This is a genomic window from Kocuria sp. KRD140, from assembly GCF_017168375.1.
Taxonomy (GTDB): Bacteria; Actinomycetota; Actinomycetes; order Actinomycetales; family Micrococcaceae; genus Kocuria; species Kocuria marina.
The window spans coordinates 54119-77398 of the sequence record NZ_JABFAW010000005.1 but is presented as its reverse complement, the minus strand read 5'-3'; the positions used below and the strand labels follow the sequence as shown (position 1 = coordinate 77398).

Below are 23280 nucleotides of genomic sequence, written 5' to 3'. Positions count from 1 at the left end.
GAGGTGTTCACGCGCCCCGCCGCGCCACGACCATCCGGTCCCACGAGTGGCCGGACCCGGCACCGCGTTCCAGGTGTCGCTCGCGGATCTCGTTCGTCTCGATCTGCCATCCCTGCCCGGTCAGATACGTCACCACGTCCTCGGGCATCACGTAGTCGGCGGGGTCGAAACCGTGAGGTGTCTCATCCAGCTCGTGATGCACGAACACCAGCCGCCCGCCCGGTGTCACGGCGTCCGCGAACGCGCGCACCGCTGCGTCGTCGCCCCGCTTAGGCACCGCGGGGTATTGGGCGGACACCAGGTCGAACGGGCCGAGGGGGCGCTCGCCGAACCCTTCAACGAGCCACGTGATCTCGACCCCCGCGGCTTCTGCCGCGGCCCGAGCGCGGTCGACGGCGACGCGTGAGACGTCCAGCCCCGTCACCGTCCAGCCACGTCGGGCCAGCCACACGGCGTCGGCGCCCTCACCACAACCCACGTCCAGCGCCGTGCCGGGAGCGAGGTCCGACGTGAGCGCCATCAGGGCGCCGTTGGGCTCCCCGCTCCAGATGCGCGTAGCGCCGTAGCGCTCGTCCCAGCCGGCAGCGGTCTCGGGCGTGCGGTGGGGAGCGTGTTCGTGGGTCATGCGTCCCAGAATTCCACCGCGGCCCGGTACCGCGCCACGTCGTCCGCGCTGGGCGTGACCGGCCCGGTACCGCGCCGCGACCGCGAAGGGCAACTGGTGTCTCCATCTAATTGTGGACAACTAAAATGTGAACAACTATGATTGAGCCCGGTCGCCCGAGCACTGCACCCCGGCCCCCGCCTTGGTCCAGCACACGGCCGGTGACCGCGCGTCCGGATCGAACGTCCCGCTCCCCAGCGGGGCTCCATACTGTTCGCCGACGCCGCAAGCGTGCGATGAGTCCCGGCACTTGGGGGGTCGGGACTCACCGCACGCGACCGTTCGCGGCCCGCCGGGGACGACGACGCTCAGTGCGGTTCCCTGTGGAAGCCCACGCAGGCAGCCCCCAGCACCCCCATGACGATGTCCCCCAGCGTGTCCAGGGGTGGGATGTGGATGTCCGGTGTCGCGAACAGGAACCCCAACAGTTCCATGACCTCCCACACCACGGCGATCACGAAGCCGGCCACCGCGCACCACGTGAACCGCATCGCGGGACGATCGCGCACCCGGCCCCGCACCCGGGGGTGGTGGGTCAGAACGCGATTCCATGCCATCCACACCAGGGCGTACAGCGTCACGAAGTGGATGAGGATGTCCCACCACCAGATCCTGCTGTAGAGCTGTTCGGCCGCGCTCATGGCGGCGGTGAGCATGATGAGCGAGCACACGGCCCGCGCGTACTGGGTGCGGAACCACAGAAACGCGATCACCTGTCCGAGTCCCGCGAGCAGTAGGACGGCCATGTCCACCCGGCGCCCGTCCAATGCGTAGTAACCCGCCCCGATGATCGCCGTGAAGCACATGGCCGATGCGACCACGCCGCCCACGCTGTGCGTCTGCTCGGACGTCATCGGCTGCCCCCACGCCCCAGGGGGCCGGAGAGAACGCGTCGCCGGATACGCACCCACGGTCGTTCACTGCGCCAGTTGAGGAACACGGTGGCCATGGCCATGCGCAGCTGCCGGCGGATCCGAGCGGGGGAGACCAAGGCCCGCCAGGACACGATCGCGACATTGCCCGGGTCCATGATCACGCGCTGATCGCGACGGACGCGGAAGCTGAGGTCGAAATCGTCGTGCACCCGTGGATCCCGGTGCACCTCTTCCCGGACATGCTGCCACCACGCCCGGGTGAAGGCCATGTTGGACCCCCATAAGGCCCAGTGGCCCAGCGCCGTGCCGGCCCCCAGGCGGTAGGCCGTGATGTATGCCGCACCCAGGATGCGTCCGGCCAACTCGTACCGCGGCCCGAACCGCGCGATCCCGGACACCGCCACGGTGGCCTTCCCCTGCGGATCCCGCAGGGCCCGTGACAGCACCGCGGTGTGTCGCTCGACCCAGCCGGGGGAGGGGAGGCTGTCCGCGTCACAGCGCAGGATGAGGTCCCCGCGGGCGGCGTCGTAGCCCGCGGCCGCGGAGACGGCCACTCCGGGGACGGGTTCCCACACCCGGTGTACTTCGGGGTGGCGGTCCAGGACTGTCGAAAGATCATCGGTGGAACCGTTGTCCACCACGACGATCTCGTCCGGGGTGCGGGTCTGCTCACGCAGGGCCCGGAGGCAGCGCTCCAGGTAGGAAGAGTCGTTACGAACGGGGATGACCACGCTGCAGGTCATGCGTTGCTCGGTGTTCTCCCGTTCCACCCGTCCAGTCTGTCATGCCGCGGAGCGTGCCTCCCGCCGCAGCAGATCACGCTTGATCGCCTCGCCCCACGCGAACCCACCCATGGAACCGTCCGAACGCAGCACCCGGTGGCACGGGACGAACAGCGCCACGGGATTGCGGGCGCACACCGACGCCGCCGCCCGAACGGCCCGGGGATTGCCGAGCTCCCGCGCGAACTCGGTGTAGGTCAGGGGGGACCCGGGGCGGATGCGGCGCAGCGCGGCCCACCCGGCCTGCTGGCCCTCGGTGCCGTGCAGGTCCACGGGCACGGTCATGACGGAGTCGAGGTTGCCGTCGTAGAACGCGCGGACCGCCTCCAGTGCGGGCACGTCGCCGGATTGCGCTTCCTCCGGACGGAAGGCCGGGCGGATCCGCGCGAGTAGCTGCTCGGTCGAGCGTGTCCATCCGGAGGCCACGACGGTTCCGTCCTCCCGGGCCACTGCCGTGAAGGAACCATCAGGGGTGTCAATGCTCTCAACGACATATGTCATGACTGCACACTTTCCGAGAAGGATGCGGGAGGGGTCAGCGGGCCCCACAGATGGGTGGTGGCGTAACTGCGCCATGGGGCAGCGGCCCCTGCCCAGTCCACGAGTGCGGGTCTGGTGTCCGGGAGCCCGAGCCGTCGGGCACCGGCGCGCATGGCCCCGTCGTCGATCAGGAACACGTCCGGGTCCCCGGTGACCCGCATGCGCACGTGGTCCGCGGTCCATGGCCCCACCCCGGGGAGGGTGAGGAGCGCGGCGCGTTGCTGAGTGGCGTCGTCGCCGGGGGACAACTGCAAATCACCCGAGGCGAGCGCGCGGGCAGCACCCAGGACCGCCTGGACCCGCGCGGCCGGCCCGCCCAGGAACTGGACGCCGTGCTCGGCGATGGCCGCTGCGGTCGGGAACATGTACCGGATGCCGGTGGCGAAGGAGGGCGCGGGTTCTCCCATGTCCCGCGCGCGGGCACCCAACACGGTGCGGGCCGCGGCCAGGGAGATCTGCTGACCGATGAGCGTGCGGATCAACGTCTCGTGCGGGTCCGCGGAACCGGCGACCCGCAGCCCCGGGGCGGCCTCGACCAGCGGGCGCAACACCGGGACGCGGGACAGCGCGGCGGCCACTGCCTCCGGATCGGCGTCCAGGTCGAAGAGTCGACGCACCCGGGCGATCAGCACGGGCAGGTCCGCGAGATCCGTGACCCGCGTGCGCAACCGCAACCGCCCCGCGCGCTCGTACACGCGCAGCCAGGCCGGGCCGCCGGGCAGGCTCAGCGCGCGGGTGTAGGAGGTGGGGGTCCCGACCTCCACGCCGTCCACCGCATGGACCGCGAACCACACGAACAGCCCGCGCACGTCCAGGGGCTCGCGATAGCTCAACGCGAGGTCCACCTCGCCCGGCTCACTCGCCGCGCCGTGTCCCGAGGGTCCGGTGCTCATGCTGCGCGCCCGCAATTGCTGCGGGGTCATGTCGTACACCTCGCGGATCACCTCGTTGCACTGTCGGATGCTCGAGAATCCCGCCGCGAACGCGGTCTCCGCGACCGGCAGGTCCGTCTGCGTCAGTAGGGCGCGCGCCGTCTGGGCCCGGTGGGCGCGGGCGAGCGCGAGCGGTCCGGCGCCGAGTTCCTCCGTCAGCACGCGGGTGAGGTGGCGCGTGGAATATCCCACGCGCCGCGCGAGTCCCAGCACGCCCTCGCGGTCCACGACCCCCTCGGTGATGAGCCGCATGGCGCGCCCCACCACGTCCCCGCGCAGATCCCACTCCGGGGACCCCGGCACGGCTTCCGGGACACAGCGTTTGCAGGCGCGGTACCCGGCGGCGTGGGCGGCCGCGCTCGTGCGGTAGAAGCGCACGTTCTCGCGGTGGGGCGTGCGCGCGGGGCAGCTCGGGCGGCAGTAGATCCCGGTGGTGCGCACCGCGGTCACGAACTGCCCGTCGAAGCGCCCGTCCCGGGACTCGACAGCCCGGTAGCGCTCGTCGAACGAGGAGTCTTGAGGGGGCATGCGTCCCACGGTCCCACGCCCGGGCGCCGGGCGCTAGCGGATTTCGGACACGGCGGTGGCCCGAACCGGTTACTTCACGCGCTCCCACTCGGCGACCGGCCCGGGAACCGGGACGAACAACGGGTGGTGGGGAGCGGCATGGGGATCGATGCCGTCCAGTGCGGATCGCGCCCACTCGGGGTCGCGGTCGAGGACCTTGCGCAGCAGGAACTCGAACTCGTAGCGCAGCTGACCGGTGGTCACGGTGAGCGTGATGGGCTGTGTGCTCGCCTCCCGGGCCAGGCGGGTGCGGTCGAAGTTGTAGCCGCGGCGGTCGGCCTCGTCGGCGACGCCGTGCAGGTACGTGGCCACGGACAGGACCGGATCGCTCGTGGCGCGGAAGCGCTGTAGCTGGGGGTGGCGCGTGTAGCCCTTGGTCTGACCGAGCAGGACCTTCTGGGCGAGCAGACCCTCCCGCCAGCACGCCACCAGAGCACGACGGTCCAGCAGGGACGGGTGAACTGACCACAGACGCATGGCCCCATTCAATCGCGCACCGCCCCGATAGCTCCAAGCGGACCCCAAGATTCCTCCCGTAGCATGGCGGACACACCCCTGACGACCACGTGCGGAGAACACCTTCATGTCCCTGCCTGCCATCCTGGCCGCCACATCAGCCGACGAGAGTGCTCAGCTCTCCGGTATCGCGGGGTGGGTGGTGGACGTCATGGAAGCCATCGGCGCTCCCGGCGCCGGACTGCTCGTGGCCCTGGAGAACCTGTTCCCGCCGCTGCCGTCCGAGGTGATCCTCCCGCTCGCCGGTTTCACGGCCAGCCAGGGCAATTTCAGCCTGGGCGGGGCCATCTTCTGGACCACGCTGGGGTCGGTCGTGGGCGCGATCGCGCTGTACTGGATCGGCGCCGCACTGGGACGACGCCGCCTGCGCGTGATCGTGGACAAGATGCCACTCGTGGATCTGCATGACCTGGATCGCACCGAGGAGTGGTTCGACCGCCACGGCAAGGCCGCCGTGTTCTTCGGGAGGATGATCCCCATCTTCAGATCCCTGATCTCCGTTCCCGCGGGGATCGAGCGGATGTCGTTCGGGCTGTTCGTGGTGCTTAGCGCGGCCGGGTCCCTGATCTGGAACACCATTTTCGTGCTCGCCGGGTACTTCCTGGGGGAGAACTGGCACATCGCGGAACAGTACGCCGGGGTGTTCTCACGCATCGTGGTGATCGCGGTCCTGCTGTTCCTGGTGTGGTGGGTCGTCAAGCGGATCCGGCGCAATCGTCGTTCGGCTCACGAGGGATGAATCACGGGGCACCTCGAGGGGTCGCGAACTGGTATACAGTTGTCCCCTAAGTGCCCGCAATTCTCGATAATTAATGCGCTAACAAGGCTCTGACCAGTACGATCGCACGTGTGGCCCGACCCCGAAAATTTGACGAGATCACTCGCAAAGCACTGATTAAGAACACCGCCGAACAGATCCTGGTCGGCGGTGTCGAGTCCGTTTCCCTCCGGCCACTGGCCGCCAAGCACGGCTGCTCCACCACCGCGATCTACACCATGTTCGGCAGCAGGGACGCCCTGATCGATGCCGTGCGGGAGGAAGCGATCGTGAGCTACCTCAGCGCGCACGAGATGGCCGTGCGCACCGGCGAACCCGTGGCGGACATGCGCGCACTCGCCCGCTCCGGCAGACGCTGGGCCCTGGAGTTCCCGGCGCTGTACAACGTGATCCTGGGCAAGGCGGGGGACTGCATCGGCGCCCGCAGGGACGGTTCCACCGGGGGATCCAGCCGCGCGGAATTCGCGAACACGGCCATGCAACCCATGTACCGACTGGTCCGCGGGGCCATCGACAAGGGGATCTTCCATGACCTCCCCGTGGAGGTCATCGGTGCCACACTCTGGGCGGGCGTCCATGGATGGATCGCCATCGAGATGAGCCGTCCGGTCCTCCCCGATACGGACGCCGACGCCGCGTTCGACCGTCACGTGCTCGCCCTCCTGAGAGCCTGGTGCGCGCGCACGCCCCTGGGTGAGTGATCCCGGACCCTCACCGTTCCGGGGCCGGTGGGATACTGGCCGCATGAGCACCCTCGAACCCTTCTCGTTCCGTATCGCCGACCGTCTGCGCGGGGTGGATTCCTCCCCCGTGCGCGACCTGTTGGAGGTGGTCTCCAAGGAGGGTGTGATCTCGTTCGCCGGTGGTGTCCCGGATCCCGCGTACTTCGAGGTCGATGACATCAAGGCCGCCTACGAGTGGGTATTCGCGAACCACCCCGCACGCGCGCTGCAGTACGCCTCGAGCGAGGGTGAGCTGGAACTTCGCGAGCAAGCGGCGCGTCGGGTCAGCAGGCACCTGCCCACCACTGCGGACCAGGTCCAGGTGACCACGGGCTCCCAGGAGGGGTTGTTCGTGGTGGCCCAGGCGCTCGTCAACCCGGGGGACGTGATCCTCGTGGAACGGCCCACCTACCTGGCGGCTGTGCAGGCCTTCGATCTCAACGGTGCGCACATGGTGGGCGTCCCCACGGACGAGCACGGCGTGGTGCCGGAGGAGCTCGAGCGGCTCATCGCCGAGCACAACCCCACCTTCGTCTACCTGATCCCGTCCTTCCAGAACCCGTCCGGGATCTGCATGCCCGTGGAACGACGCCGCGCCGTCGCGGACGTCCTACTGCGCACCGGCACCGCGCTCGTGGAGGACGACCCGTACGGCGAGCTGTGTTACACGGGCGAACCCATGGCCCCCATCGCATCCCTTCCGGGGATGTCCGCGCAGACGATCCTGCTGAACTCGGTGTCCAAGATCATCGCCCCGGGGGTGCGGATCGGGTGGATGCGCTCCGAGGGGCCCATCCAGTTCACGCTCACTGTGGCCAAGCAGGCGATCGGGCTGCAGTCGCCCGTGCCGGACCAGTTGGCCGTGGCGCGGTACCTTGCAACCGCCGACGTCGAGGCGCACCTCGAGCGCGTACGTCCCGTCTACGCCGAGCGGGCGCGGGCCATGTACGCGGAACTCGAGGCCGTCCTCCCGCGGGACGCTCACATCACCCGCCCGGACGGAGGCATGTTCCTGTGGGTTCGACTGGGGCACGGGATCGACACCACCCGATTGCTACCGTTCGCGGTGGAGGAAGGCGTGGCCTTCGTCCCGGGTGCCTCCTTCTATGCGCACGACCCGGACGAGTCCACCATGCGGTTGTCCTTCGTGACCCATGCCCCGGACGTAATCCACGAGGGCGTGCAGCGGCTGGCCCGCGCGCTGGCCCGCTACGGGGAGCTGTAGACCTCGACCCCATGGAACACCGCGGCGGATCCGCACGGGCGCCGTCGCGCCGACCCTCCCATTGACCCGACCCTCCTGTTCCCGCGACCGAAAGGATGCCTCATGGGTGTCAAACCCCTTCCCGTGCCCCCGCTGGAGGAGACGCTGCAGCGGATGCTGAGCGCCGTCGACCCCCTCGTGGACGGCGCGGCGCTCGAGCGGACCCGGCGTGATGCGGAAGCGTTCCGGACCGGGGAGGGCCCGCGGTTACAAGCGGCACTCGAGGAGTTCGCCCGTGCGGAGGACGCCGAGGGGCGCAGTTGGTTGTCCCGGGAGTGGCTGGACGGATATCTGAGCGTGCGCACACCCCTGCCGCTGACCACCAACGTGGGATTCCAGATCACGGGGGACTTCGGCGCCCCGGGGCTGGGCCGGGCGGCCGAACTCGTCTACCGGGCGGCGTGGGTGCATCTACGGCAGGTGCGCGGGGAGACCCCGCAGGAGGTGGACCCTCGCGGTAACGACGTGAGTATGTCCCAGTGGGAATGTCTCACGGGCGGGGTGCGGCATCCTCGCGCGGAACGGGACGAGATCCGCAGACCGGAGCGAGCGGCGTCGTCGGGGTCGGCCGAGGCAGCGGAGGAGATCGGCGTGATCCACCGCGGCCGGCTGTACGCGCTGACGATCAGCACCCAGGACCGGCAACCGCTGCCGCTGCGCACGGTGGCCGCGGGGCTGCGCGCGGTCGTGGAGCGGGACGAACCGCGGGAGACCGAGCTGCCGTTCGGGGCGCTGTCCTACCTGGGCAGTGAGACGGCCGCGCCCCTGTTGGAGAAATTGACTTCGAACGAGCACAACGCGGAGATCTACGACCGGATCAGCCGCATGGTGTTCCTGGTCAATGTCGTGGGGGCACGGGCCGAGGTCGTGGAGCACCTGGAGCGCTGCGCGTTTGAGGTGGGGCAAGCGTGGGCCTACAAACCGATCACATACGAGGTGTGCCTCGAGGATCCGTGGCTGGCCATGCACATGGAACACAGCACCGTGGACGGGGCCACGATCCTGGCCGTCGCGGGAGCCATGCAGGACGTGACGATCCCGGACGAGGCCGCGCTGCCGGACGCCCCGCAACCCGCCGCGATTACGTGGGAGCTCGAGCCGCAGTTGCGTGACGAACTCGTGGCGCGGGTCGCCCAATACCGCACGGAGGCCGCGCTGCTGGGCGTGCACCGGGTGTTCGTGCCGCGGCTGCACCGCGCCGAACTCCCGTTCAGGATCAGCGACGACGCCGCTCAGCAATTCATCATGTTGCTCGCCCAGCTCGCGACGTACGGGACGGCGCGCGGTGTATATGAAGCGGTGGACATGCGTGAGTTCCAGGCGGGGCGCACCGAGTGCCTCCGCCCCGTGACCCCGCAGGCCACCGCGTTCGCCCGCGCCCTGCTCGCCGGTGAGGCGACCGAGGAGCTGTTCACGGAGGCCCTGGACGCACATCGTGGCTGGGTCAAGGCCTGCAAGAACGCCCGCGGTGTGGATCGCCACCTGTTGGGACTCGCCATGATGGCCCGGAAGACGGGGGAGCTGTCCGAGTTCTTCGACTCCCCGGGGATCGCGGCCATGCGCCACGACTTCCTGTCCACCACGTCCATCGGCGGTCCGGACCCGATCGTGCGCTACGCGTTCGCGCCCACCACACCCGAGGGCTTCGGTGTCACGTACACGACCCATACGGACGGCTACGAGTTCTGCGTGAACTACCGCCGGGACTCGAGTGAGGACCTGGAGGCCTTCGCACACAATCTGACCGTGAGCGCGGAAACGTTCTGGGGATTCGTGAAGGGGCTGGCGGGGTGACGACGCCCGCAGAGCCGCCCACCGTTCGCACCACGTGCGCCATCGTCGGCGGCGGTCCGGCCGGCCTGGTGCTGGGTCTCCTACTGGCGCGTGCGGGTGTGGCGGTCACGGTGTTGGAGAAGCACGCGGATTTCCTCCGCGACTTCCGCGGAGACACCGTGCATCCCACCACTCTGGCCCTGCTCGACGATCTCGGTCTCTTCGATCGTTTCGAGGCCATTCCGCATTCCAGGGTCACCCACGTTGACCTCCCGGACCCCGAGGGCCGCCCGGTGCCCATGGTGGACTTCACCCGGTTGCCGGTGCGCCACCCCTACATCGCCATGGCCCCGCAGTGGGATCTTCTGGACCTGCTCGCGGACGCGGCCGCCGCCGAACCCGCGTTCACGCTGCGCACGGAGCACGAGGTCACCGGGGTGACGTGGGAGAAGGGGCGGGTGAGCGGCGTCGTCGTCGAATCGCCGGAAGGTACCGGACAGGTGGCGGCCGATCTCACGATCGCGTGCGACGGCCGCTGGTCCGTGATCCGCCGCGCCGTAGGGTTTCCGGCGCGGGAACGCGCCGTGGGCTTCGACGTCTGGTGGTATCGCCTGCCCACCGATCGCTGCGTGGGGGAGTCGCTGCTGCCGCGCTCGAACCGGGGGCGGGTGGCCATCGGCATCCCGCGCGACGGCTACATCCAGGTCGCGCAGCTGGGCCCCAAGGGTGCCGACGACGCCGTGCGCGCCCGCGGTCTCGACGCCTTCCGAGCCGACGCCGCGCAGCTCTTCCCAGAGGCGGCAGCCGGGGTGACCGGGATCGGGTCCATGGCGGACGTGAAGCACCTCGACGTGCGCCTGGACCGGCTGCGCCGCTGGCGCGCCCCGGGGGTGCTGTGCATCGGGGACGCCGCACACGCGATGTCGCCGGTGGGCGGCGTCGGGATCAATCTGGCGGTGCAGGACGCGGTGGCTGCGGCCCGCATTCTGGCTCCGCTGCTGCGTTCTGGCGGTGCCTCCGGGCGGGCGGAGGCGCGTGCGTTGGCGCGGATCCAGCGACGCCGCATGGTGCCCACGGTGGTCATCCAGGGCATGCAGCGAATCCTGCACGCGGCACTGATCATGCCGGCGATCCGGGGCAGGGACCTGCGGCCGCCGTCGTGGGTCGTGAAGGTCGTGCGGCGGGTGCCGTGGCTCAGTGTGCTCCCGGCGTTGGCGGTGGGCGTAGGACCGCGGCCTGAGCGGGCGCCGGGGTGGGGGTGACGCCCTTCCTGATCACCCACCCACGGCCGGGGCGTCCGGGACCTGCTCATCGGCGCGGAACGAGTGGATCCAGTCCAGGTGCCGGTCGAAGGCGTCCGGCGCGGCCAGGCGGGCGTTGCGTTCCCGGGCGCGAGCGCCGTCGGGCAGGTGGAGCATTTCTCCCACGGTGACGGACGCGTCCACGATCTTGCGGGTACGGAAACGGCGACGCCGCTCGTACTCGGCACGCGCATGGTCCCAGTCGGTCGTGCTGGAGAGTAGGTCGGATAGGACGATCGCGTCCTCGATGGACTGGTTCGCACCCTGGCCGTGGTGGGGGACGGCGGCGCCGACCTCCCGCAGGACAGCGGTCTGTTCGTAGATCCGGACGTCCAACCCCTTGCGCTGCAGATCGATGGCGAGGGTCAGACCGCCGATTCCCGCGCCGATGATGGCGATGCGCTGGGACATGTGAGCTCCTCCCGGGGTGACTGATCTTGAACCTACCCGGGGAAGGGGGGCGCTGGTCCGGGGAGGTTACGGAGGGGGTAGGGGAATGCCCTCTACATTCCTCGATCGTCGGAGCTGGGGCGCGAGGACGAAATCGTATATTCATTCCCGCTTCATCCTCTTCGCCCGCGTGTATCCGGGAAAATTTAAGGAAATCGCCGCTTCACCTGGGTGATGCAGTACGCGCCGGTGTTCCGGCGGGCCCCGGCCAGGAGAATCAAGCTCTCGGACTCGCCTCCGATTATTCCCGAATATAAATAGAGCACACTGTTGCCCGCGAGAGGTGGCGAAGTCATAATGGGGGGCTTGTTAGGCCAGTTAAGAGCGTATTTCCAAGGGTGCGAAATCAATGCGCCACCTTATCGAATATCCATGCTGTTATTCCCGGCCCGCCACGGCATATATTCCTCACCGGCCGGTCGTCGGAGACACACAATTAAGGTAGGGTGCTTATTAAGCCGTCAAATGATGGTGCTTCCTTTCCCAGCCAGGAGTGCAAAATGATGCGTAAGACCGCTGCTACCGCTGCCCTGTCCCTCGCAATCCTCACCGGTGTGTCGGCCCCCGCCATCGCCGCCGAGGAGAGCCCGGCTCCCGCCACGAGCCAGCAGACCAACGACGACAACGGCAACGCCGGCCTGTGGGGTCTGGTCGGTCTCTTGGGTCTGGCTGGTTTGCTGAAGAAGAACAAGACCGTCCACAACGATCGCCACGTCGACCACACCACGGATCGTCGCCGCGACACCGGGACCAGCACCGTGCGCGACACCGGGACCACCAACGTGGACGGCACCGGGACCACCAACGTGGACGGCACCACCCACCCGGGTCGCTGAGACCTCGTTCCGTAGGTTCTAGATCCAGAACCTGATGGCTGGGGCCCACTCATTCGTGAGTGGGCCCCAGTCCTGTATCCGTAACATCAACTGCAGTGGAACGCGCGCTGTCATGTCGTGGTGTTCACGACCGCGCCCTGAACGCCGCCAACACCCCGCCCACCGTGAACACCACGGTCGCGGCGAGCACCAACAGCAGGGGCGCCGTCCACGCCCCGGTCGCGGTGTTCAAACCTCCGGCCAGGGGTGGCCCGATCGTGGCCGCGAGGTAGCCGATACCCTGCACCCGCGCGGACATCCGCGCCGCCTCGGCGGAGGAGCGGGCCACGCGGGCGACGATCGAGAAGATCGCCGTGAAACCGCCGCCCTGGGCCGCCCCGCCGATGAGCGACCACGCGATGAACCACCCCGGCGCGAGCATCAGGCCGATGGGTAGGGTGATCCACAGCGCTCCGATCAGTGCCACCGGAACCCACGCGGGCGCCCGTGCGGCCAGGAGGGGCACGCCGAACGCCCCGATGACGGCGGCCACTTGGAACAGCGACGCCGAGGCCCCGGAACTCGCCAAGCTCAACCCCCGCGTGTCCGCGAGCAACGCGGGTAGCCACGCCGTCACCGAGTAGTAGGCCATGGCCTGCCCGCAGAACGCCAGCGCGAGCAACCAGCCGATGCGCCGCACACGCCCCGTCGCGTGAGCGGTGTCGGGTTCCGCTGGCGGCAGCATCTCCGCGGGGGCCTCTGAAGTTTCGGGGGCCGACGGCGCGGCCCCCAACCCCCACGCGCCGCAGCCGGGGGCGTCGGGGGACGACGGCGTGTGGGCGGCTGAGGCGGCGTCGTCGCCGGGGCTGCCGGAGCGGCGTCGTGAAAGCAGGAGCCAGTAGCCGATGCCGGCGAGCGCCAGGACGCCCCAGGCCGTGAGGGCCCAGCGCCACCCCAGGGCGGCGGCGAGCGGCGCGGTGCCGAGCGCGGTGATCATGGACCCCACGTTGAGGGCCGCGGAGTAGGCGGCGGTGACCACGGAGACCTGGCGCCAGGGGATGTCGCGGCGGATGATGACCGGGATCACGATGTTGCCGATCGTGATCGACGCCCCGATGACCACGGTGCCCACCAACAGCAGGGGCGTGGAGCCGAGGGAACGGATGATGGTGCCCACTAGGACACCGATGAGGCAGAGCAGGACGGCGGCCTCGGGGCCCGCGCGTCGGATGACCGCGGAGGCCGCCGGGGTGACCACGGCGAAGAGGAACACCGGGAGTCCCGTGAGCAGCCCCGCCGCGACCGAAGACAGGCCGATGTCCGCCTGGATGTTCGTGATCACGGGCGTGGGCGCGATGATGGGCCCGCGCAAGCTCAGCGCCACGAGGATGATCCCGGCCACCACCCACGGCAGCCGTGCTCGGATGAAGTGATGCGTGCTCGTGGGGACTCCTCGGTCGATGTGCGTCCCCAGCATCAATATCAGATGGCGCGGCGGCGCGGGGAACGGAACCGTTCCCCGCGCCGCACGAGGTTGCCTGGGGGGCTCACCCCCTCCGTGAACCCCTCACCCCTCCCGCTGCGCGAGAATGTCGTCGAGCGTCTCGCGCACGGCTTGGCGTGCTGCCACGCGGGAGCTGGCGGCGCGTTGCTGCTCGTGGTTGTCCGCGTCCTCGACGCGCTGCATCTCCTCCTGCTCCCGTTCCTTGGCCTTGTCGCGTGCGGATTCCAGGGCATCCCAGATGCTGTTTTCACTCATGCGTTCATTCGACCACTTGCCACGGGACGCGACAACCGTCTCGCGGCAGCGAATTTCGGACGGACCCCTTCCAGTCTTGAACCCGCCGGAAAGCTCCGGTGTAGGACCCTGGTCACATAAATAATCGCGGCCACTGTTCCGGGTGCTCGTATGAGCGGGTCCCGGGGCAACGGCACCACTTCCCTGGTCCAGAGGTTGTCATGTCCAGCACGACCGAAGGTCCCACGGGGCATCCCGCGGCCCGAGAACACGACCCCCGCAAGGCCTGCAAAGCGCTGATCGGCGCCTATGTGGGCACGTCCCCCGAGTGGTACGACTTCTTCCTGTTCGGCGCCACCGCGTCCATCGTCTTCGCGCCCTTGTTCTTCGGTGGCGAGGACCCCGCGCTGGCCGTCCTGCGGTTCCTGCAGGGCATGGCGGTCGGCGGCGAATGGGGCGGCGCCACCCTGCTGGCCGTGGAGAACGCCCCTGAGCACAAGCGCGGTTTCTCCAGCGCGGTGGTGCAGCTGGGTTCGCCCACCGGCACCATCCTGTCCTCCATGATCGTGGCCGCCGTGGTGGCCCTCTCGGAGGAGCGGTTCCTTGAGGGCGCGTGGCGTATCCCGTACCTGATCTCCATCGTCCTGGTCGCCGTGGGCGTGTGGATCCGGCTCAAGATCGACGAGACGGACGTCTGCAAGCAGGCCGAGGTCGCTCGGTCGGCGACGCCGCACGAGAAGCAGAGCGCGCCCGTCGCCGACACCCTGCGCGCCGCTCCCGGTCGCCTGATCGTGGGTATCGGCACCTACCTGTTCGGTAACGCCGGCTTCTTCGTGCTGACCACGTTCATGATCAGCTACGTGACCAAGCAGCTCGGTCTGCCCTCCACCGTGATCCTCACGGCCATCGCATGGGGTGCCGTGGCGCAGATCGTGGTGATGTTCATCGCGGGCAAAGTCGCGGACAAGACCCCCCCCGTCCATCGTGGTGGCCGCCGGCTACGCGATCGCCGCGCTCGTCGCTTTCCCCCTCTTCTGGCTCGTGGGCACCCGGGACACCGCCCTGATCACCGTGGCCATGATCTTGGGACTCGGCTTCGCCTCCATCCCGTACGCCCCCGTGGGCACCGTCCTGCCCCAGTTGTTCCCGGTCAAGGTCCGCTAGTCGGCCATCGCGCGGCGGAAGGCCCGGCCCGCCCAGAACACCGCTCGCGGCGTCACCTGACACCTCGGGCGGAAACCAGCGACGAAAGAGGAACAGAGTATGAGTGAACACCCCGTCCGGAACCTCACCGTGGTCACCGCCGTGGTGCACCAACCCGGCGGCCGGTTTAGCCGTGACCCCTGGGGGTCGTGGTCGAGGATGGGGTGATCACCTTCGTGGGTGACGCGGATAAGGCGCGCGCCCGCACCCCGGAGGGTGCACCCGTCGTGGATGCGGGTGGGCGTTACCTCATGCTGGGGCTCATCGAGTCACACGGGCATTCCGGGATATATGCCTGCCTGGCCATGAAGGCGGATTGCAGGCCGCCCGTGACACCGCGAGCGAACGATGTCGTCAAAGCGATCCGCGAGGCCGCACAGGAAGCTGAGGCGGAGGAGTGGGTGAGTGGGTGGCGATCCACGGGATCGGGGACCGCGCCGTGAGGCAAGTCTTGGACCTCATCGCGGCGTCCTCGACCGCGTTCGTGTAGGAGCTCGGGAATTCGCACATCAATAATTTGGGCCAGGAGCGCATGAACCGCGCCTATCCCATGCGCACCTTCCTGGACCGGGGGATCACGGCGTCCAGCAATTCGGACTTCCCCGTGACCACCGCCAATCCGTGCTTCGGGACCTACGCGTGCGTGACCCGCACGTCCGTCTCGGGTTGGGTCGCGGACACCGTCCAGAACATCACCGTGGCCGAGGCGCTCGACGCCTACACCGCGGAAGCGGCCAAGACGTCGTTCGGGGAGGACCGCCCGGGGCACATTGCCGAGGGGTTCCTGGGCGACCTGGTGCTGCTGGACCGCAACCCCCTCGACGTTCCCGAGTCCGAGCTCAAGGACATCGTCTCGGAGTTCACGGTGTGCGACGGTCGCATCGTGCACCGGGGGCGGGTGTAGCGCCGTTCCGGTCTGTCATGCGGTGATGGCGCGGCGTTCCAGTGCCCGGCCCGTCACTTCACCGTACCTTTGGGCTGCGGCGGGGTGGTGCCCTGCCCCGTGAAGTAGGCGATCACGCGCCCGTCGGCCTCCAGGACGACGTCGCAGATCTGATTCCTGCCGAAGCTCACCCGGCGCGTGGCGATCGCGGTGATCACCTGGCCGCTGTGCGCGGGAGCCGTGAACGTGATCTCGGCGTTGCGCGTGAGGATGGGGGAGCCGGCGGTCGCGCAGCAGTACGCGAGCGTGGTGTCCGCCAGGGTGAACAGGTATCCGCCGTGGCAGACACCGTGGCCGTTGGCCATGAAGTCGGACACGGTCATGGACATGGTCACCCGGCCCTGTTCGATCTCACCGAGGTCCATGCCCAGGTGCAAGGGTGCGGGGTCGTTGCGCAGGATCTCGTGCAGGAGTTCACGGATGGCGGTCATGTCGGTGGGGTCTGCGTACACGGTCACCCTTCGGTGCAGGGCCCGGCCGGGCCTGGAGGACCACTCCCGGGTGCGGGGTGGGGCGATACGAGAACACTCTAGAGTGCGGCCACCACTGGGCGGGCGCGTCCGATTTCTGACAGGCTGGCAACGGCTCCCGCGTCCCGTCGGTGCCGTCCAATGACCAGGAAGGGGTGGCACGTGAGCCGTGTCCACGAAGTCAAGGTCCAACGGCCCTTCCGCGCCGTCGAATCGGCCATCGGGAGCCAGGACTTGCCGGAGGTGGCGCGCTTGCTCGCGGAGCTCACGGTGGGGGAGGTCGTGGACCTGTTGGAGCGGCTGGGAGTGCGCCAGCGCGCCGTCGCCTACCGGATGCTGGCCAAGGACCGCGCGGTGACCGTGTTCGAACGTCTCGACGCGCCGCTGCAGCGCGAACTCGTGACGGGTCTGCGGGACGAGGAGGTCGCGGGCGTCGTCGAGTCCCTGGACACCGACGATCGCGTGAGTCTGCTGGACGAACTGCCTGCGGCCCTGGCCACCCGGCTGTTGAAGGGATTGCCGCCCTCCGAGCGCGAGCTCACCGCGGCGGTGCTCGGCTACCCGGAGAACTCGATCGGGCGGCGGATGAACCCCTCGTACGTCACGACCCACCCCGACCTGACGTGCGCCGAGAGTCTGGAACGGGTGCGCGGGGAACTGGAACGCACCCGCAATGTGTACACGGTCATGGTCACGGATCCGCAGCGGCGGCTCCTGGGCGTGACTAGCCTGCAGCGACTCATGGCAGCCCCTCCGGACACCCTCGTCTCACAGGTCATGGAGGAGGCGGACCGGGTGTCCGCGACGGAACCCCGGGAGCGGGCGGCGCGCCAGTGCGCGGCCCTGCGGGTGCTCAGCCTGCCCGTCGTGGACGACGAGGACCGCCTGGTGGGCGTGCTCACCGTGGACGACGCCCTGGACATTCTCGAGGACGCCGAGTCCGAGGACCAGGCGCGGCTCAGCGGTTCCGAGCCGTTGCGCAGGCCGTACCTGTCCACCCCCGTGTTCCGGCTCGTGCGCTCGCGCGTGGTGTGGTTGTTGGTGCTCGCGGTCAGCGCCGTGCTCACCGTACGGGTGTTGGAGACGTTCGAGTCCACCCTGGAACAGCTCGTGGTGCTGTCCGTGTTCATCCCGCTGCTCACGGGCACCGGCGGCAACACGGGTAACCAGGCGGCGACATCCCTGACCCGCGCGCTCGCCCTGGGGGATGTGCACACCCGGGACGTCGTCAAGGTCATGCTGCGCGAGATGCGCGTGGGACTGTGCCTGGGGCTGTTGTTGGGCGGACTGGGATTCGTGATCGTGGGGTTGATCTACGGGTGGGACATCGGCGCGGTGATCGGGCTGACACTGCTGGCCCTGTGTACGTTGGCCGCCACCGTGGGGGGATGTATGCCATTGATCGCACGCGCCATCGGGGCGGACCCGGCCGTGTTCTCCAACCCGTTCATCTCCACGTTCGTGGATGCCGCCGGGCTCGTGGTCTACTTCCTGATCGCCCGGGCGATGCTGGGGCTGGCCTAGAGCGGGAGCACCCCCAGGCCGGAGCCATTCACCCCGGTGCCCGGAGCGCCCTGCAACGCCGCAGTGGTCAAGCCCTCCGAGTACACCCCGCTGTCCGTGCTGGGCCTGATCCACGTGCTCAACCAGGTGCTCCCGGCGGACGTCCTGCACGTGGTGCCCGGCGGCGGCGAGGTGGGCAAGGCACTGTCCGAACACGACGGTGTGGAGAAGATCATGTTCACCGGCTCCACCAAGACCGGCCAGGCGATCATGCGCTCGGCTGCGGACGGGCTCGCACGACTGACCCTCGAGCTCGGGGGCAACGATGCCGGTGTGGTGCTGCCGGACGTGGACCCGCTGGCCATTGCCGGGGACCTGTTCTGGGGTGCGTTCATCAACACGGGCCAGACGTGTGCCGCGCTCACGCGCCTCTACGTCCACGAGGACGTCTACGACTCCGTGTGCGAGGCGCTCGTCGGCGTGGCGCAGCATATGCCCATGGGCAATGGCCGTGAGGAACAGAACGTCCTGGGTCCGCTACAGAACAAGCTGCAGTACGACAACCCGTTGGTGGGCCAGGAGCAGAAGGGCTGCGGCAACTCCTCCGGCGACCCTTCTGAAAGCCTTCCTCGGGAATGGTGTGCGGGGGAAGGATGTTGTGGGTACTGACTAAGTACCAACAGCTTTCGACGAAGGGAAACATATGCCCACCCTGTTCGACCCGATCACCGTAGGAAAGTTCGAGCTCGCCAATCGTGTGGCCATGGCGCCGCTGACCCGGATGCGTTCCGACGCGGACGGTGTGCCCAAGGACATGAACGTCGAGTACTACTCGCAGCGGGCGTCCGCGGGCCTCGTGGTCACGGAGGGGACGTTCCCGGCCGTGACGAGCCGCGGGTTCTGGGGTCAGGCCGGCATCGAGACCGCCGAGCAGGCCCAGGGCTGGTCCCGGGTGGCGGACGCCGTACACGAGAAGGGCGGCGTGATCTTCCTGCAGATCATGAACGCCGGGCGGGTCTCCCACCCCGAACTCACCGGCGGCCCCCTGCCCGAGGCCCCCAGTGCGATCGGTGTGGATCAGACGGTGCACGTGCCCAGCGGCAAGCAGCCCATGCCCACGCCCCGTGCCCTGGAGACCGACGAGCTGCCCCGCATCAAGCAGGAGTTCGTCGCCGCGGCCCGCCGCGCGATGGACGCCGGGATCGACGGCGTGGAGATCCACGGCGCCAACGGCTACATCCTCCACGAGTTCCTCGCCCCGTCCTCCAACCACCGCACCGACGAGTACGGCGGCTCCCCGCAGAACCGGGCACGGTTCGTGATCGAGGTGGTGCGCGCCGTCGCCGAGGAGATCGGCGGGCAGCGCGTGGGGCTGCGGATCTCGCCCGAGCACAACGTCCAGGGCGCGATCGAGGACGACCACGACGACGTCGTGGCCACCTATGACGCGTTGCTCACCGGTCTGCGCGGACTCGACCTCGCGTACCTGTCCGTGCTGCACAAGGACGTGGACGGGGAGTTCGTGCGGGACCTGCGCCGTGACTTCGAGGGTGTGTTCTACCTCAACAGCGGCTTCAGCGTGGTCACCGAACTCGAGGAGGCGGAGCACATCATGAGCGCCGATCTCGCGGACGGCGTGGTGGTGGGCCGTGAGCTCATTGCCAACCCGGACCTGGTGGAGCGCTGGCGTGACGGGCTGGAGCTGAACACCCCGGATCCCACGACCTTTTACGTGGGCGGACCCAAGGGGTACGTGGACTACCCGTTCGCGAAGGTGGCGGCCCGGTAGGCACGGGTTCCTTCAGGAGGGTGGCAGCCGTCTGGACGGACGGCTGCCACCCTCCTGCGTTTCTTGGGTCGTGACTGGCGCCTCAGCCCGGGGACCCTCGGACGAGCGGCTGACCCCCTGCTTTAGCTGAGCAAATGTCGATTCGCGGGGGGTGATGCTGCTTTTGCTCCACTTCGCATTCCTCGACTACGTCAACCGCACAAAATAGCTGGCCCTTGATCGGCCCCAACAACCGCTCGGGCTCGACGAATTGCCCTGTCATCAGCCTCGGCGCCACGTCGCGGCGGTGACCGAAGTGATTGGCGTCAGGCCCGTCCGTTCGAGGATGGGCCGGGAATACTCCGTGCAGTCGACGTGGACGAAGCGCTTGCCTCGGACCTGGGCCGACTTGGCGCGCTGGGCCACGAGGGTGCAGTAGAGACCGCGGCCCGATGGCCCCCGGGTAGCATCGAGGTGTCGTCAGGGGATTATCCGCGCGTGTGGTCGGGTGCGCGGCGTCGGTCGTACCCAGGAGAATCCGTGAGCACTCGCCCACCCGCCGTCCCTGAACCCGCCCGGGACTCACTGTCCCTCGCGGCTGCGGGCGGATGGCCCTTCCTCATCACCGCGCTAGTTGGCAGGCTCCCCGCCGCCACGGTGCAATTGGGTCTGTTGCTGTACGTGAGCGGGGCCGGTCTGGGCCTGGGGTTCGCGGGGATCACCGTGGCCGCCGCGGGACTCGGTTCCGCCGTGGGCGCGCCCGTGATCGGGCGGTTGGTGGATCGCTTCGGACCCCTGCCCGTGGTGCTCGCGGCCACCGTGGTGCAACTGCTCGGGATGGGATCGTTGCTCGCCGTGGTCCTTCACGACGCGCCCCGGTCACTGATCCTGGTGTGCGCCGCGGTGGTCGGCGCCGCGAACCCCCAGGTGGGAGCCATCGCGAGGGCCCGCTGGTCCGCCCTGGCCAGGCGCCGGGACACCCCCGGCCTGGTGGGCAAGGCCTTGGGGTACGAGACCGCGTGCGACGAGATCAGCTTCATCCTGGGGCCCGTGATCGCCGGGATCCTGGTGGGTGTACTCGGCCCGAATCCGGCGCTCTTGGTGCTCATGACGTGGGTCGTGGTGGGTCAGGGGTGTTTCATCGCCTACCTGGTGAGCCGCCGCGGCATGAGGGTGGACGCGCAGACGCCCACCCCCACCGACGGCACCGCCCCACGGATCCGCCCGAAGGCCGTCCTCCCGCCCATGCTCGCGTGCCTGTGCGTGGGCACGGTCTTCGGCTCCACGCAGACCGCACTCACCGCGATCAACGCGGCCCGAGGGACCGATGCCTACACGGGCATCATCTACGGCTTCATGGGGCTGGGCAGCGCCGTGGCGAGCGTGCTGGTGTCCCGGCTCCCGGAGCGCGTGCCGCTCGCATGGCGCGTGGCCGGCGGAGCACTTCTCGTGGTGCTGGTGTCCGTCCTGCTGCTGCCGGTCCCCGGCTCGGTGGGTCTGGCGCTGCTGTTCACGGTGATCGGCCTGGGCGTCGGCTCCATCCTGGTCAGCGCCTACACGCGCGGTGAGCGCGTGGCCCCGTCCCACCGGATCGCGAGCGTCATGACCATGCTCACGACCTGCCTGGTCCTGGGGGTCTCCTTCGGCTCGGCACTGGGCGGTGTCCTGTCGGTCGTGCCGCGGCACGGGTTCCTGCTCACCCTCGGGGCCGGGGTGGCCGCCCTGCTGGTCTCGGTCGCCATCCACGCGACCCGCCCGCCCGGACGCCGCCGGGACGTCTGAGGACGGGGCCGCGCGGCGTCGTCGTCCCCGTGCTCGGACGACGACGCTGCGCAGCCTCCGCGACCCACCGCACCTGACGGCGGGCAGACGGAAGGCGCGACCGGGGAGCTCCCGACCGCGCCTTCAACGGAATGGCAGTGCGATGACCAGAGCCCGGAATCAGCGGCCCGCGGCGTTGCGCTTGTCCAGTGCCACGACCTCGAGAGCCTCCGTGCGGCTGGTGTGCAGGTCGTCGATGTTGCGCAGCGAACGTGACTTGGTCTCCTTGGCCGTGAGCGCGGCGATCACCGAGATCAGACCGGCGGCGCAGACCACGAGTGCCACGTTGAGCCAGGCGTCGCCCTCGGCGCCGGCCACGGCGGTGGCCAGGAAGGGGGTCACGCCGCCGGAGATCGCGAAGCCGATCTGCGTGCCCAACGCGAGCCCGGACACACGGACCCGGGTGGGGAACATCTCGGCGTAGAAGGACGGCCAGATGCCGTTGGCCATGGAGTAGAACACGCCGGAGAGCACCGCACCCAGGAGGAAGATCAGGACCCAGTTACCGGAGGACACCGCGCCCAGATAGGGGAACATGAGCAGCGAGGAACCGATCACACCCATCACGAAGATGGGCTTGCGGCCCACCCGGTCCGCGAGCAGCGCCCACGCGGGGATGGTGAACAGGGCCACGAAGTTGGCGAGCACGGACACCCACAGCATGGTGGAGCGTTCCAGGCCCACGACCGAGGTCGCGAAGGACAAGGACCACACCAGGAACACCACGTTGACGGTGTTGATCAGCGCGGCGGCGGCGATCCGGATCACGGCGGCCTTGTGGTACTTGAGCATCAGGGCCAGCGGGGTCGCGGGCTTCTCGCCGGGGGTCTCGGCCTGGGCGTCCTCGAAGGCGGGCGGCTCCTCCAGGTGGCGGCGGATCAGGTAGGCGACCAGGACCACCACGGCGGAGATCCAGAACGGGACGCGCCAGCCCCAGCTGAACAGCTGCTCCTCGCTCAGCAGCAGGGTGAACGGAATGAACACGGCGGTGGCCAGCAGGGTGCCGAACTGCGTCCCCTGCAGGGTCCACGAGGTGGTGAACGCACGGTGGCGGTCGTCGGCGTGCTCCAGGGACACCGAGATGGCACTGGCCTGCTCACCCGAGGCGGACAGGCCCTGGATCACGCGGCACAGCACGAGCAGGGCGGGTGCCAACAGACCCACCTGGTCGTACGTGGGCAGGCACCCGACCAGGAACGTGGCGCCACCCATCATGAACAGGGTCAGCATCAGGACGAACTTGCGTCCCATCCGGTCACCGAGCGGGCCCATGATGAGCGCCCCCAGCGGCCGCACCACGTAGGCCACGCCCACGGTGCCCATGGCCAACAGGATGGCCACACCCGGGGACGCGTCCTTGGGGAAGAACAAGTGGTTGAGCACGAGCGCCGCCGCGGTGCCGTACACCGCGAAGTCGTAGTACTCGAGCGCGGAGCCGATCCAGCTGGCCAGCGCCGCCTTCTTGGGGGTCTTGACGTTCTCGGGGCGTGAGTCGGTCAGTTGTCCCGACGACGCCGACGCCGACGCCGCCGGGGCCGGCGGGTGGATCGGCTGATCCGGTCCTGGGGTCGTGCTCATGAGCGGGTCCTTCCGTGGGGCGTCATCGCGTTGGCAATTGCCAAATAATGAAAATCACTTCCGAATACTTGAAACCAAGAATGGTGTGGGTCACACTGTCCGTCAAATGGTCGAGAAAAATGTCCGTCAGCGAATCAGGAGTTGAGCGTGAGCCCCAGCGCATCGCAGCCGCGCGTCGCGGCGTCGGCGGTCAAGGAACCGGCCCAGGAACCGGAGCAGGAATCCGGCTGGGAACCGGAGCGAGAAGGCGACCGAAAACCGGGTCGGGAGTCCGGGG

At 68.9% G+C, this 23280-nt stretch carries 23 protein-coding genes and 1 pseudogene; 13 read left to right on the top strand and 11 right to left on the bottom strand.

Features of this window, described 5'->3' with window-relative positions:
• Positions 1-7: 7 nt before the first annotated feature.
• The 6 genes from J1M36_RS05985 to J1M36_RS05960 all read right to left on the bottom strand — a co-directional run bounded on the left by J1M36_RS05985 (position 8) and on the right by J1M36_RS05960 (position 4837).
• A complete protein-coding gene (locus J1M36_RS05985) occupies positions 8-625 on the bottom strand; it encodes a class I SAM-dependent methyltransferase (protein ID WP_082943153.1) in 618 nt (205 codons plus the stop codon).
• A 347-nt stretch (positions 626-972) separates the two neighbouring features.
• On the bottom strand, positions 973-1518 hold the full coding sequence (locus J1M36_RS05980) for a hypothetical protein (protein WP_231885449.1): 546 nt from the start codon (positions 1516-1518) through the stop codon (positions 973-975).
• Complete coding sequence (locus tag J1M36_RS05975; protein ID WP_286738688.1) at positions 1515-2309, bottom strand: glycosyltransferase family A protein; 795 nt, start codon at positions 2307-2309, stop codon at positions 1515-1517. Before J1M36_RS05975 ends, J1M36_RS05980 begins: the two co-directional genes overlap by 4 nt.
• 12 nt (positions 2310-2321) lie before the next feature.
• Positions 2322-2822 (bottom strand): methylated-DNA--[protein]-cysteine S-methyltransferase, encoded by a 501-nt coding sequence (locus J1M36_RS05970; protein WP_064845422.1) that lies wholly within the window; start codon positions 2820-2822, stop codon positions 2322-2324.
• On the bottom strand, positions 2819-4321 hold the full coding sequence (locus tag J1M36_RS05965) for a DNA-3-methyladenine glycosylase 2 family protein (RefSeq protein WP_206478879.1): 1503 nt from the start codon (positions 4319-4321) through the stop codon (positions 2819-2821). The genes J1M36_RS05970 and J1M36_RS05965 overlap by 4 nt, the downstream gene beginning before the upstream one ends.
• Positions 4322-4390: 69 nt before the next feature.
• Positions 4391-4837, bottom strand: a complete 447-nt coding sequence (locus J1M36_RS05960; RefSeq protein ID WP_035965658.1) for a pyrimidine dimer DNA glycosylase/endonuclease V — start codon at positions 4835-4837, stop codon at positions 4391-4393.
• A 106-nt stretch (positions 4838-4943) separates the two neighbouring features.
• Between J1M36_RS05960 and J1M36_RS05955 the strand changes: the two genes are divergently transcribed.
• The 5 genes from J1M36_RS05955 (at position 4944) to J1M36_RS05935 (ending at position 10675) form a co-directional block, all read left to right on the top strand.
• Positions 4944-5615 carry a DedA family protein gene (locus tag J1M36_RS05955; RefSeq protein ID WP_035965656.1) on the top strand — a complete coding sequence of 224 codons (672 nt, stop codon included), beginning with the start codon at positions 4944-4946 and terminating at the stop codon, positions 5613-5615.
• A 110-nt stretch (positions 5616-5725) separates the two neighbouring features.
• Positions 5726-6355, top strand: coding sequence for a TetR/AcrR family transcriptional regulator (locus tag J1M36_RS05950; protein ID WP_193519239.1), 630 nt, complete (start codon positions 5726-5728; stop codon positions 6353-6355).
• A gap of 43 nt (positions 6356-6398) precedes the next feature.
• Complete coding sequence (locus J1M36_RS05945) at positions 6399-7601, top strand: PLP-dependent aminotransferase family protein (protein ID WP_064845419.1); 1203 nt, start codon at positions 6399-6401, stop codon at positions 7599-7601.
• Positions 7602-7703: 102 nt separating this feature from the next.
• Positions 7704-9434 carry a choline/carnitine O-acyltransferase gene (locus J1M36_RS05940; RefSeq protein WP_206478878.1) on the top strand — a complete coding sequence of 577 codons (1731 nt, stop codon included), beginning with the start codon at positions 7704-7706 and terminating at the stop codon, positions 9432-9434.
• Positions 9431-10675: an FAD-dependent oxidoreductase gene (locus J1M36_RS05935; protein WP_206478877.1), complete on the top strand. Its 1245-nt coding sequence runs from the start codon at positions 9431-9433 to the stop codon at positions 10673-10675. Before J1M36_RS05940 ends, J1M36_RS05935 begins: the two co-directional genes overlap by 4 nt.
• 12 nt (positions 10676-10687) lie before the next feature.
• Here J1M36_RS05935 and J1M36_RS05930 read toward each other — a convergent pair whose 3' ends face one another.
• Positions 10688-11125 (bottom strand): NAD(P)-binding protein, encoded by a 438-nt coding sequence (locus J1M36_RS05930; RefSeq protein WP_206478876.1) that lies wholly within the window; start codon positions 11123-11125, stop codon positions 10688-10690.
• 539 nt (positions 11126-11664) lie between these two features.
• Between J1M36_RS05930 and J1M36_RS05925 the strand changes: the two genes are divergently transcribed.
• Positions 11665-12000 carry a WGxxGxxG family protein gene (locus J1M36_RS05925; RefSeq protein ID WP_206478875.1) on the top strand — a complete coding sequence of 112 codons (336 nt, stop codon included), beginning with the start codon at positions 11665-11667 and terminating at the stop codon, positions 11998-12000.
• Between the two features lie 124 nt (positions 12001-12124).
• On the opposite strand, the gene J1M36_RS05920 is transcribed toward J1M36_RS05925, so the two are convergent.
• Together J1M36_RS05920 and J1M36_RS05915 are read right to left on the bottom strand one after the other, a co-directional pair.
• Positions 12125-13456 (bottom strand): MFS transporter, encoded by a 1332-nt coding sequence (locus J1M36_RS05920; protein ID WP_206478874.1) that lies wholly within the window; start codon positions 13454-13456, stop codon positions 12125-12127.
• A gap of 90 nt (positions 13457-13546) precedes the next feature.
• Positions 13547-13738, bottom strand: a complete 192-nt coding sequence (locus J1M36_RS05915; protein ID WP_035965649.1) for a hypothetical protein — start codon at positions 13736-13738, stop codon at positions 13547-13549.
• A 200-nt stretch (positions 13739-13938) separates the two neighbouring features.
• Here J1M36_RS05915 and J1M36_RS05910 point away from each other — a divergent pair, with 200 nt between their 5' ends.
• The 3 genes from J1M36_RS05910 (at position 13939) to J1M36_RS12715 (ending at position 15824) form a co-directional block, all read left to right on the top strand.
• Positions 13939-14988 carry an MFS transporter gene (locus tag J1M36_RS05910; RefSeq protein WP_241246922.1) on the top strand — a complete coding sequence of 350 codons (1050 nt, stop codon included), beginning with the start codon at positions 13939-13941 and terminating at the stop codon, positions 14986-14988.
• Positions 14989-15171: 183 nt separating this feature from the next.
• On the top strand, positions 15172-15363 hold the full coding sequence (locus J1M36_RS12720) for a hypothetical protein (RefSeq protein WP_241246935.1): 192 nt from the start codon (positions 15172-15174) through the stop codon (positions 15361-15363).
• A gap of 89 nt (positions 15364-15452) precedes the next feature.
• On the top strand, positions 15453-15824 hold the full coding sequence (locus J1M36_RS12715; RefSeq protein ID WP_241246921.1) for an amidohydrolase family protein: 372 nt from the start codon (positions 15453-15455) through the stop codon (positions 15822-15824).
• 53 nt (positions 15825-15877) lie between these two features.
• Here J1M36_RS12715 and J1M36_RS05900 read toward each other — a convergent pair whose 3' ends face one another.
• Entirely contained in the window at positions 15878-16294 is a 417-nt protein-coding gene (locus J1M36_RS05900; protein WP_231885612.1) for a PaaI family thioesterase, read from the bottom strand.
• Positions 16295-16495: 201 nt separating this feature from the next.
• Here J1M36_RS05900 and mgtE point away from each other — a divergent pair, with 201 nt between their 5' ends.
• The 4 genes and pseudogenes from mgtE (at position 16496) to J1M36_RS05880 (ending at position 21386) form a co-directional block, all read left to right on the top strand.
• Complete coding sequence (gene mgtE / locus J1M36_RS05895) at positions 16496-17857, top strand: magnesium transporter (RefSeq protein ID WP_342358295.1); 1362 nt, start codon at positions 16496-16498, stop codon at positions 17855-17857.
• Positions 17858-17920: 63 nt separating this feature from the next.
• A pseudogene (locus J1M36_RS05890) lies at positions 17921-18397 on the top strand (aldehyde dehydrogenase family protein); the annotation flags it as partial.
• Positions 18398-18539: 142 nt separating this feature from the next.
• Complete coding sequence (locus J1M36_RS05885; RefSeq protein ID WP_206478872.1) at positions 18540-19625, top strand: alkene reductase; 1086 nt, start codon at positions 18540-18542, stop codon at positions 19623-19625.
• 519 nt (positions 19626-20144) lie between these two features.
• Entirely contained in the window at positions 20145-21386 is a 1242-nt protein-coding gene (locus tag J1M36_RS05880) for an MFS transporter (protein ID WP_206478871.1), read from the top strand.
• Positions 21387-21545: 159 nt separating this feature from the next.
• On the opposite strand, the gene J1M36_RS05875 is transcribed toward J1M36_RS05880, so the two are convergent.
• Positions 21546-23003 carry an MFS transporter gene (locus J1M36_RS05875; RefSeq protein ID WP_206478870.1) on the bottom strand — a complete coding sequence of 486 codons (1458 nt, stop codon included), beginning with the start codon at positions 23001-23003 and terminating at the stop codon, positions 21546-21548.
• Between the last annotated feature and the right edge of the window lie 277 nt (positions 23004-23280).

Coding starts and splice junctions, on each gene's coding strand:
- J1M36_RS12720 (WP_241246935.1), top strand. CDS start 15,172: ATGCTGGGGCTCATCGAGTCACACGGGCATTCCGGGATATATGCCTGC.
- J1M36_RS05930 (WP_206478876.1), bottom strand. CDS start 11,125: ATGTCCCAGCGCATCGCCATCATCGGCGCGGGAATCGGCGGTCTGACC.
- J1M36_RS05980 (WP_231885449.1), bottom strand. CDS start 1,518: ATGACGTCCGAGCAGACGCACAGCGTGGGCGGCGTGGTCGCATCGGCC.
- J1M36_RS12715 (WP_241246921.1), top strand. CDS start 15,453: ATGAACCGCGCCTATCCCATGCGCACCTTCCTGGACCGGGGGATCACG.
- J1M36_RS05900 (WP_231885612.1), bottom strand. CDS start 16,294: ATGACCGCCATCCGTGAACTCCTGCACGAGATCCTGCGCAACGACCCC.
- J1M36_RS05920 (WP_206478874.1), bottom strand. CDS start 13,456: ATGCTGGGGACGCACATCGACCGAGGAGTCCCCACGAGCACGCATCAC.
- J1M36_RS05945 (WP_064845419.1), top strand. CDS start 6,399: ATGAGCACCCTCGAACCCTTCTCGTTCCGTATCGCCGACCGTCTGCGC.
- J1M36_RS05885 (WP_206478872.1), top strand. CDS start 18,540: ATGCCCACCCTGTTCGACCCGATCACCGTAGGAAAGTTCGAGCTCGCC.
- J1M36_RS05910 (WP_241246922.1), top strand. CDS start 13,939: ATGTCCAGCACGACCGAAGGTCCCACGGGGCATCCCGCGGCCCGAGAA.
- J1M36_RS05925 (WP_206478875.1), top strand. CDS start 11,665: ATGATGCGTAAGACCGCTGCTACCGCTGCCCTGTCCCTCGCAATCCTC.
- J1M36_RS05915 (WP_035965649.1), bottom strand. CDS start 13,738: ATGAGTGAAAACAGCATCTGGGATGCCCTGGAATCCGCACGCGACAAG.
- J1M36_RS05955 (WP_035965656.1), top strand. CDS start 4,944: ATGTCCCTGCCTGCCATCCTGGCCGCCACATCAGCCGACGAGAGTGCT.
- J1M36_RS05940 (WP_206478878.1), top strand. CDS start 7,704: ATGGGTGTCAAACCCCTTCCCGTGCCCCCGCTGGAGGAGACGCTGCAG.
- J1M36_RS05985 (WP_082943153.1), bottom strand. CDS start 625: ATGACCCACGAACACGCTCCCCACCGCACGCCCGAGACCGCTGCCGGC.
- J1M36_RS05965 (WP_206478879.1), bottom strand. CDS start 4,321: ATGCCCCCTCAAGACTCCTCGTTCGACGAGCGCTACCGGGCTGTCGAG.
- J1M36_RS05970 (WP_064845422.1), bottom strand. CDS start 2,822: ATGACATATGTCGTTGAGAGCATTGACACCCCTGATGGTTCCTTCACG.
- J1M36_RS05875 (WP_206478870.1), bottom strand. CDS start 23,003: ATGAGCACGACCCCAGGACCGGATCAGCCGATCCACCCGCCGGCCCCG.
- J1M36_RS05960 (WP_035965658.1), bottom strand. CDS start 4,837: ATGCGTCTGTGGTCAGTTCACCCGTCCCTGCTGGACCGTCGTGCTCTG.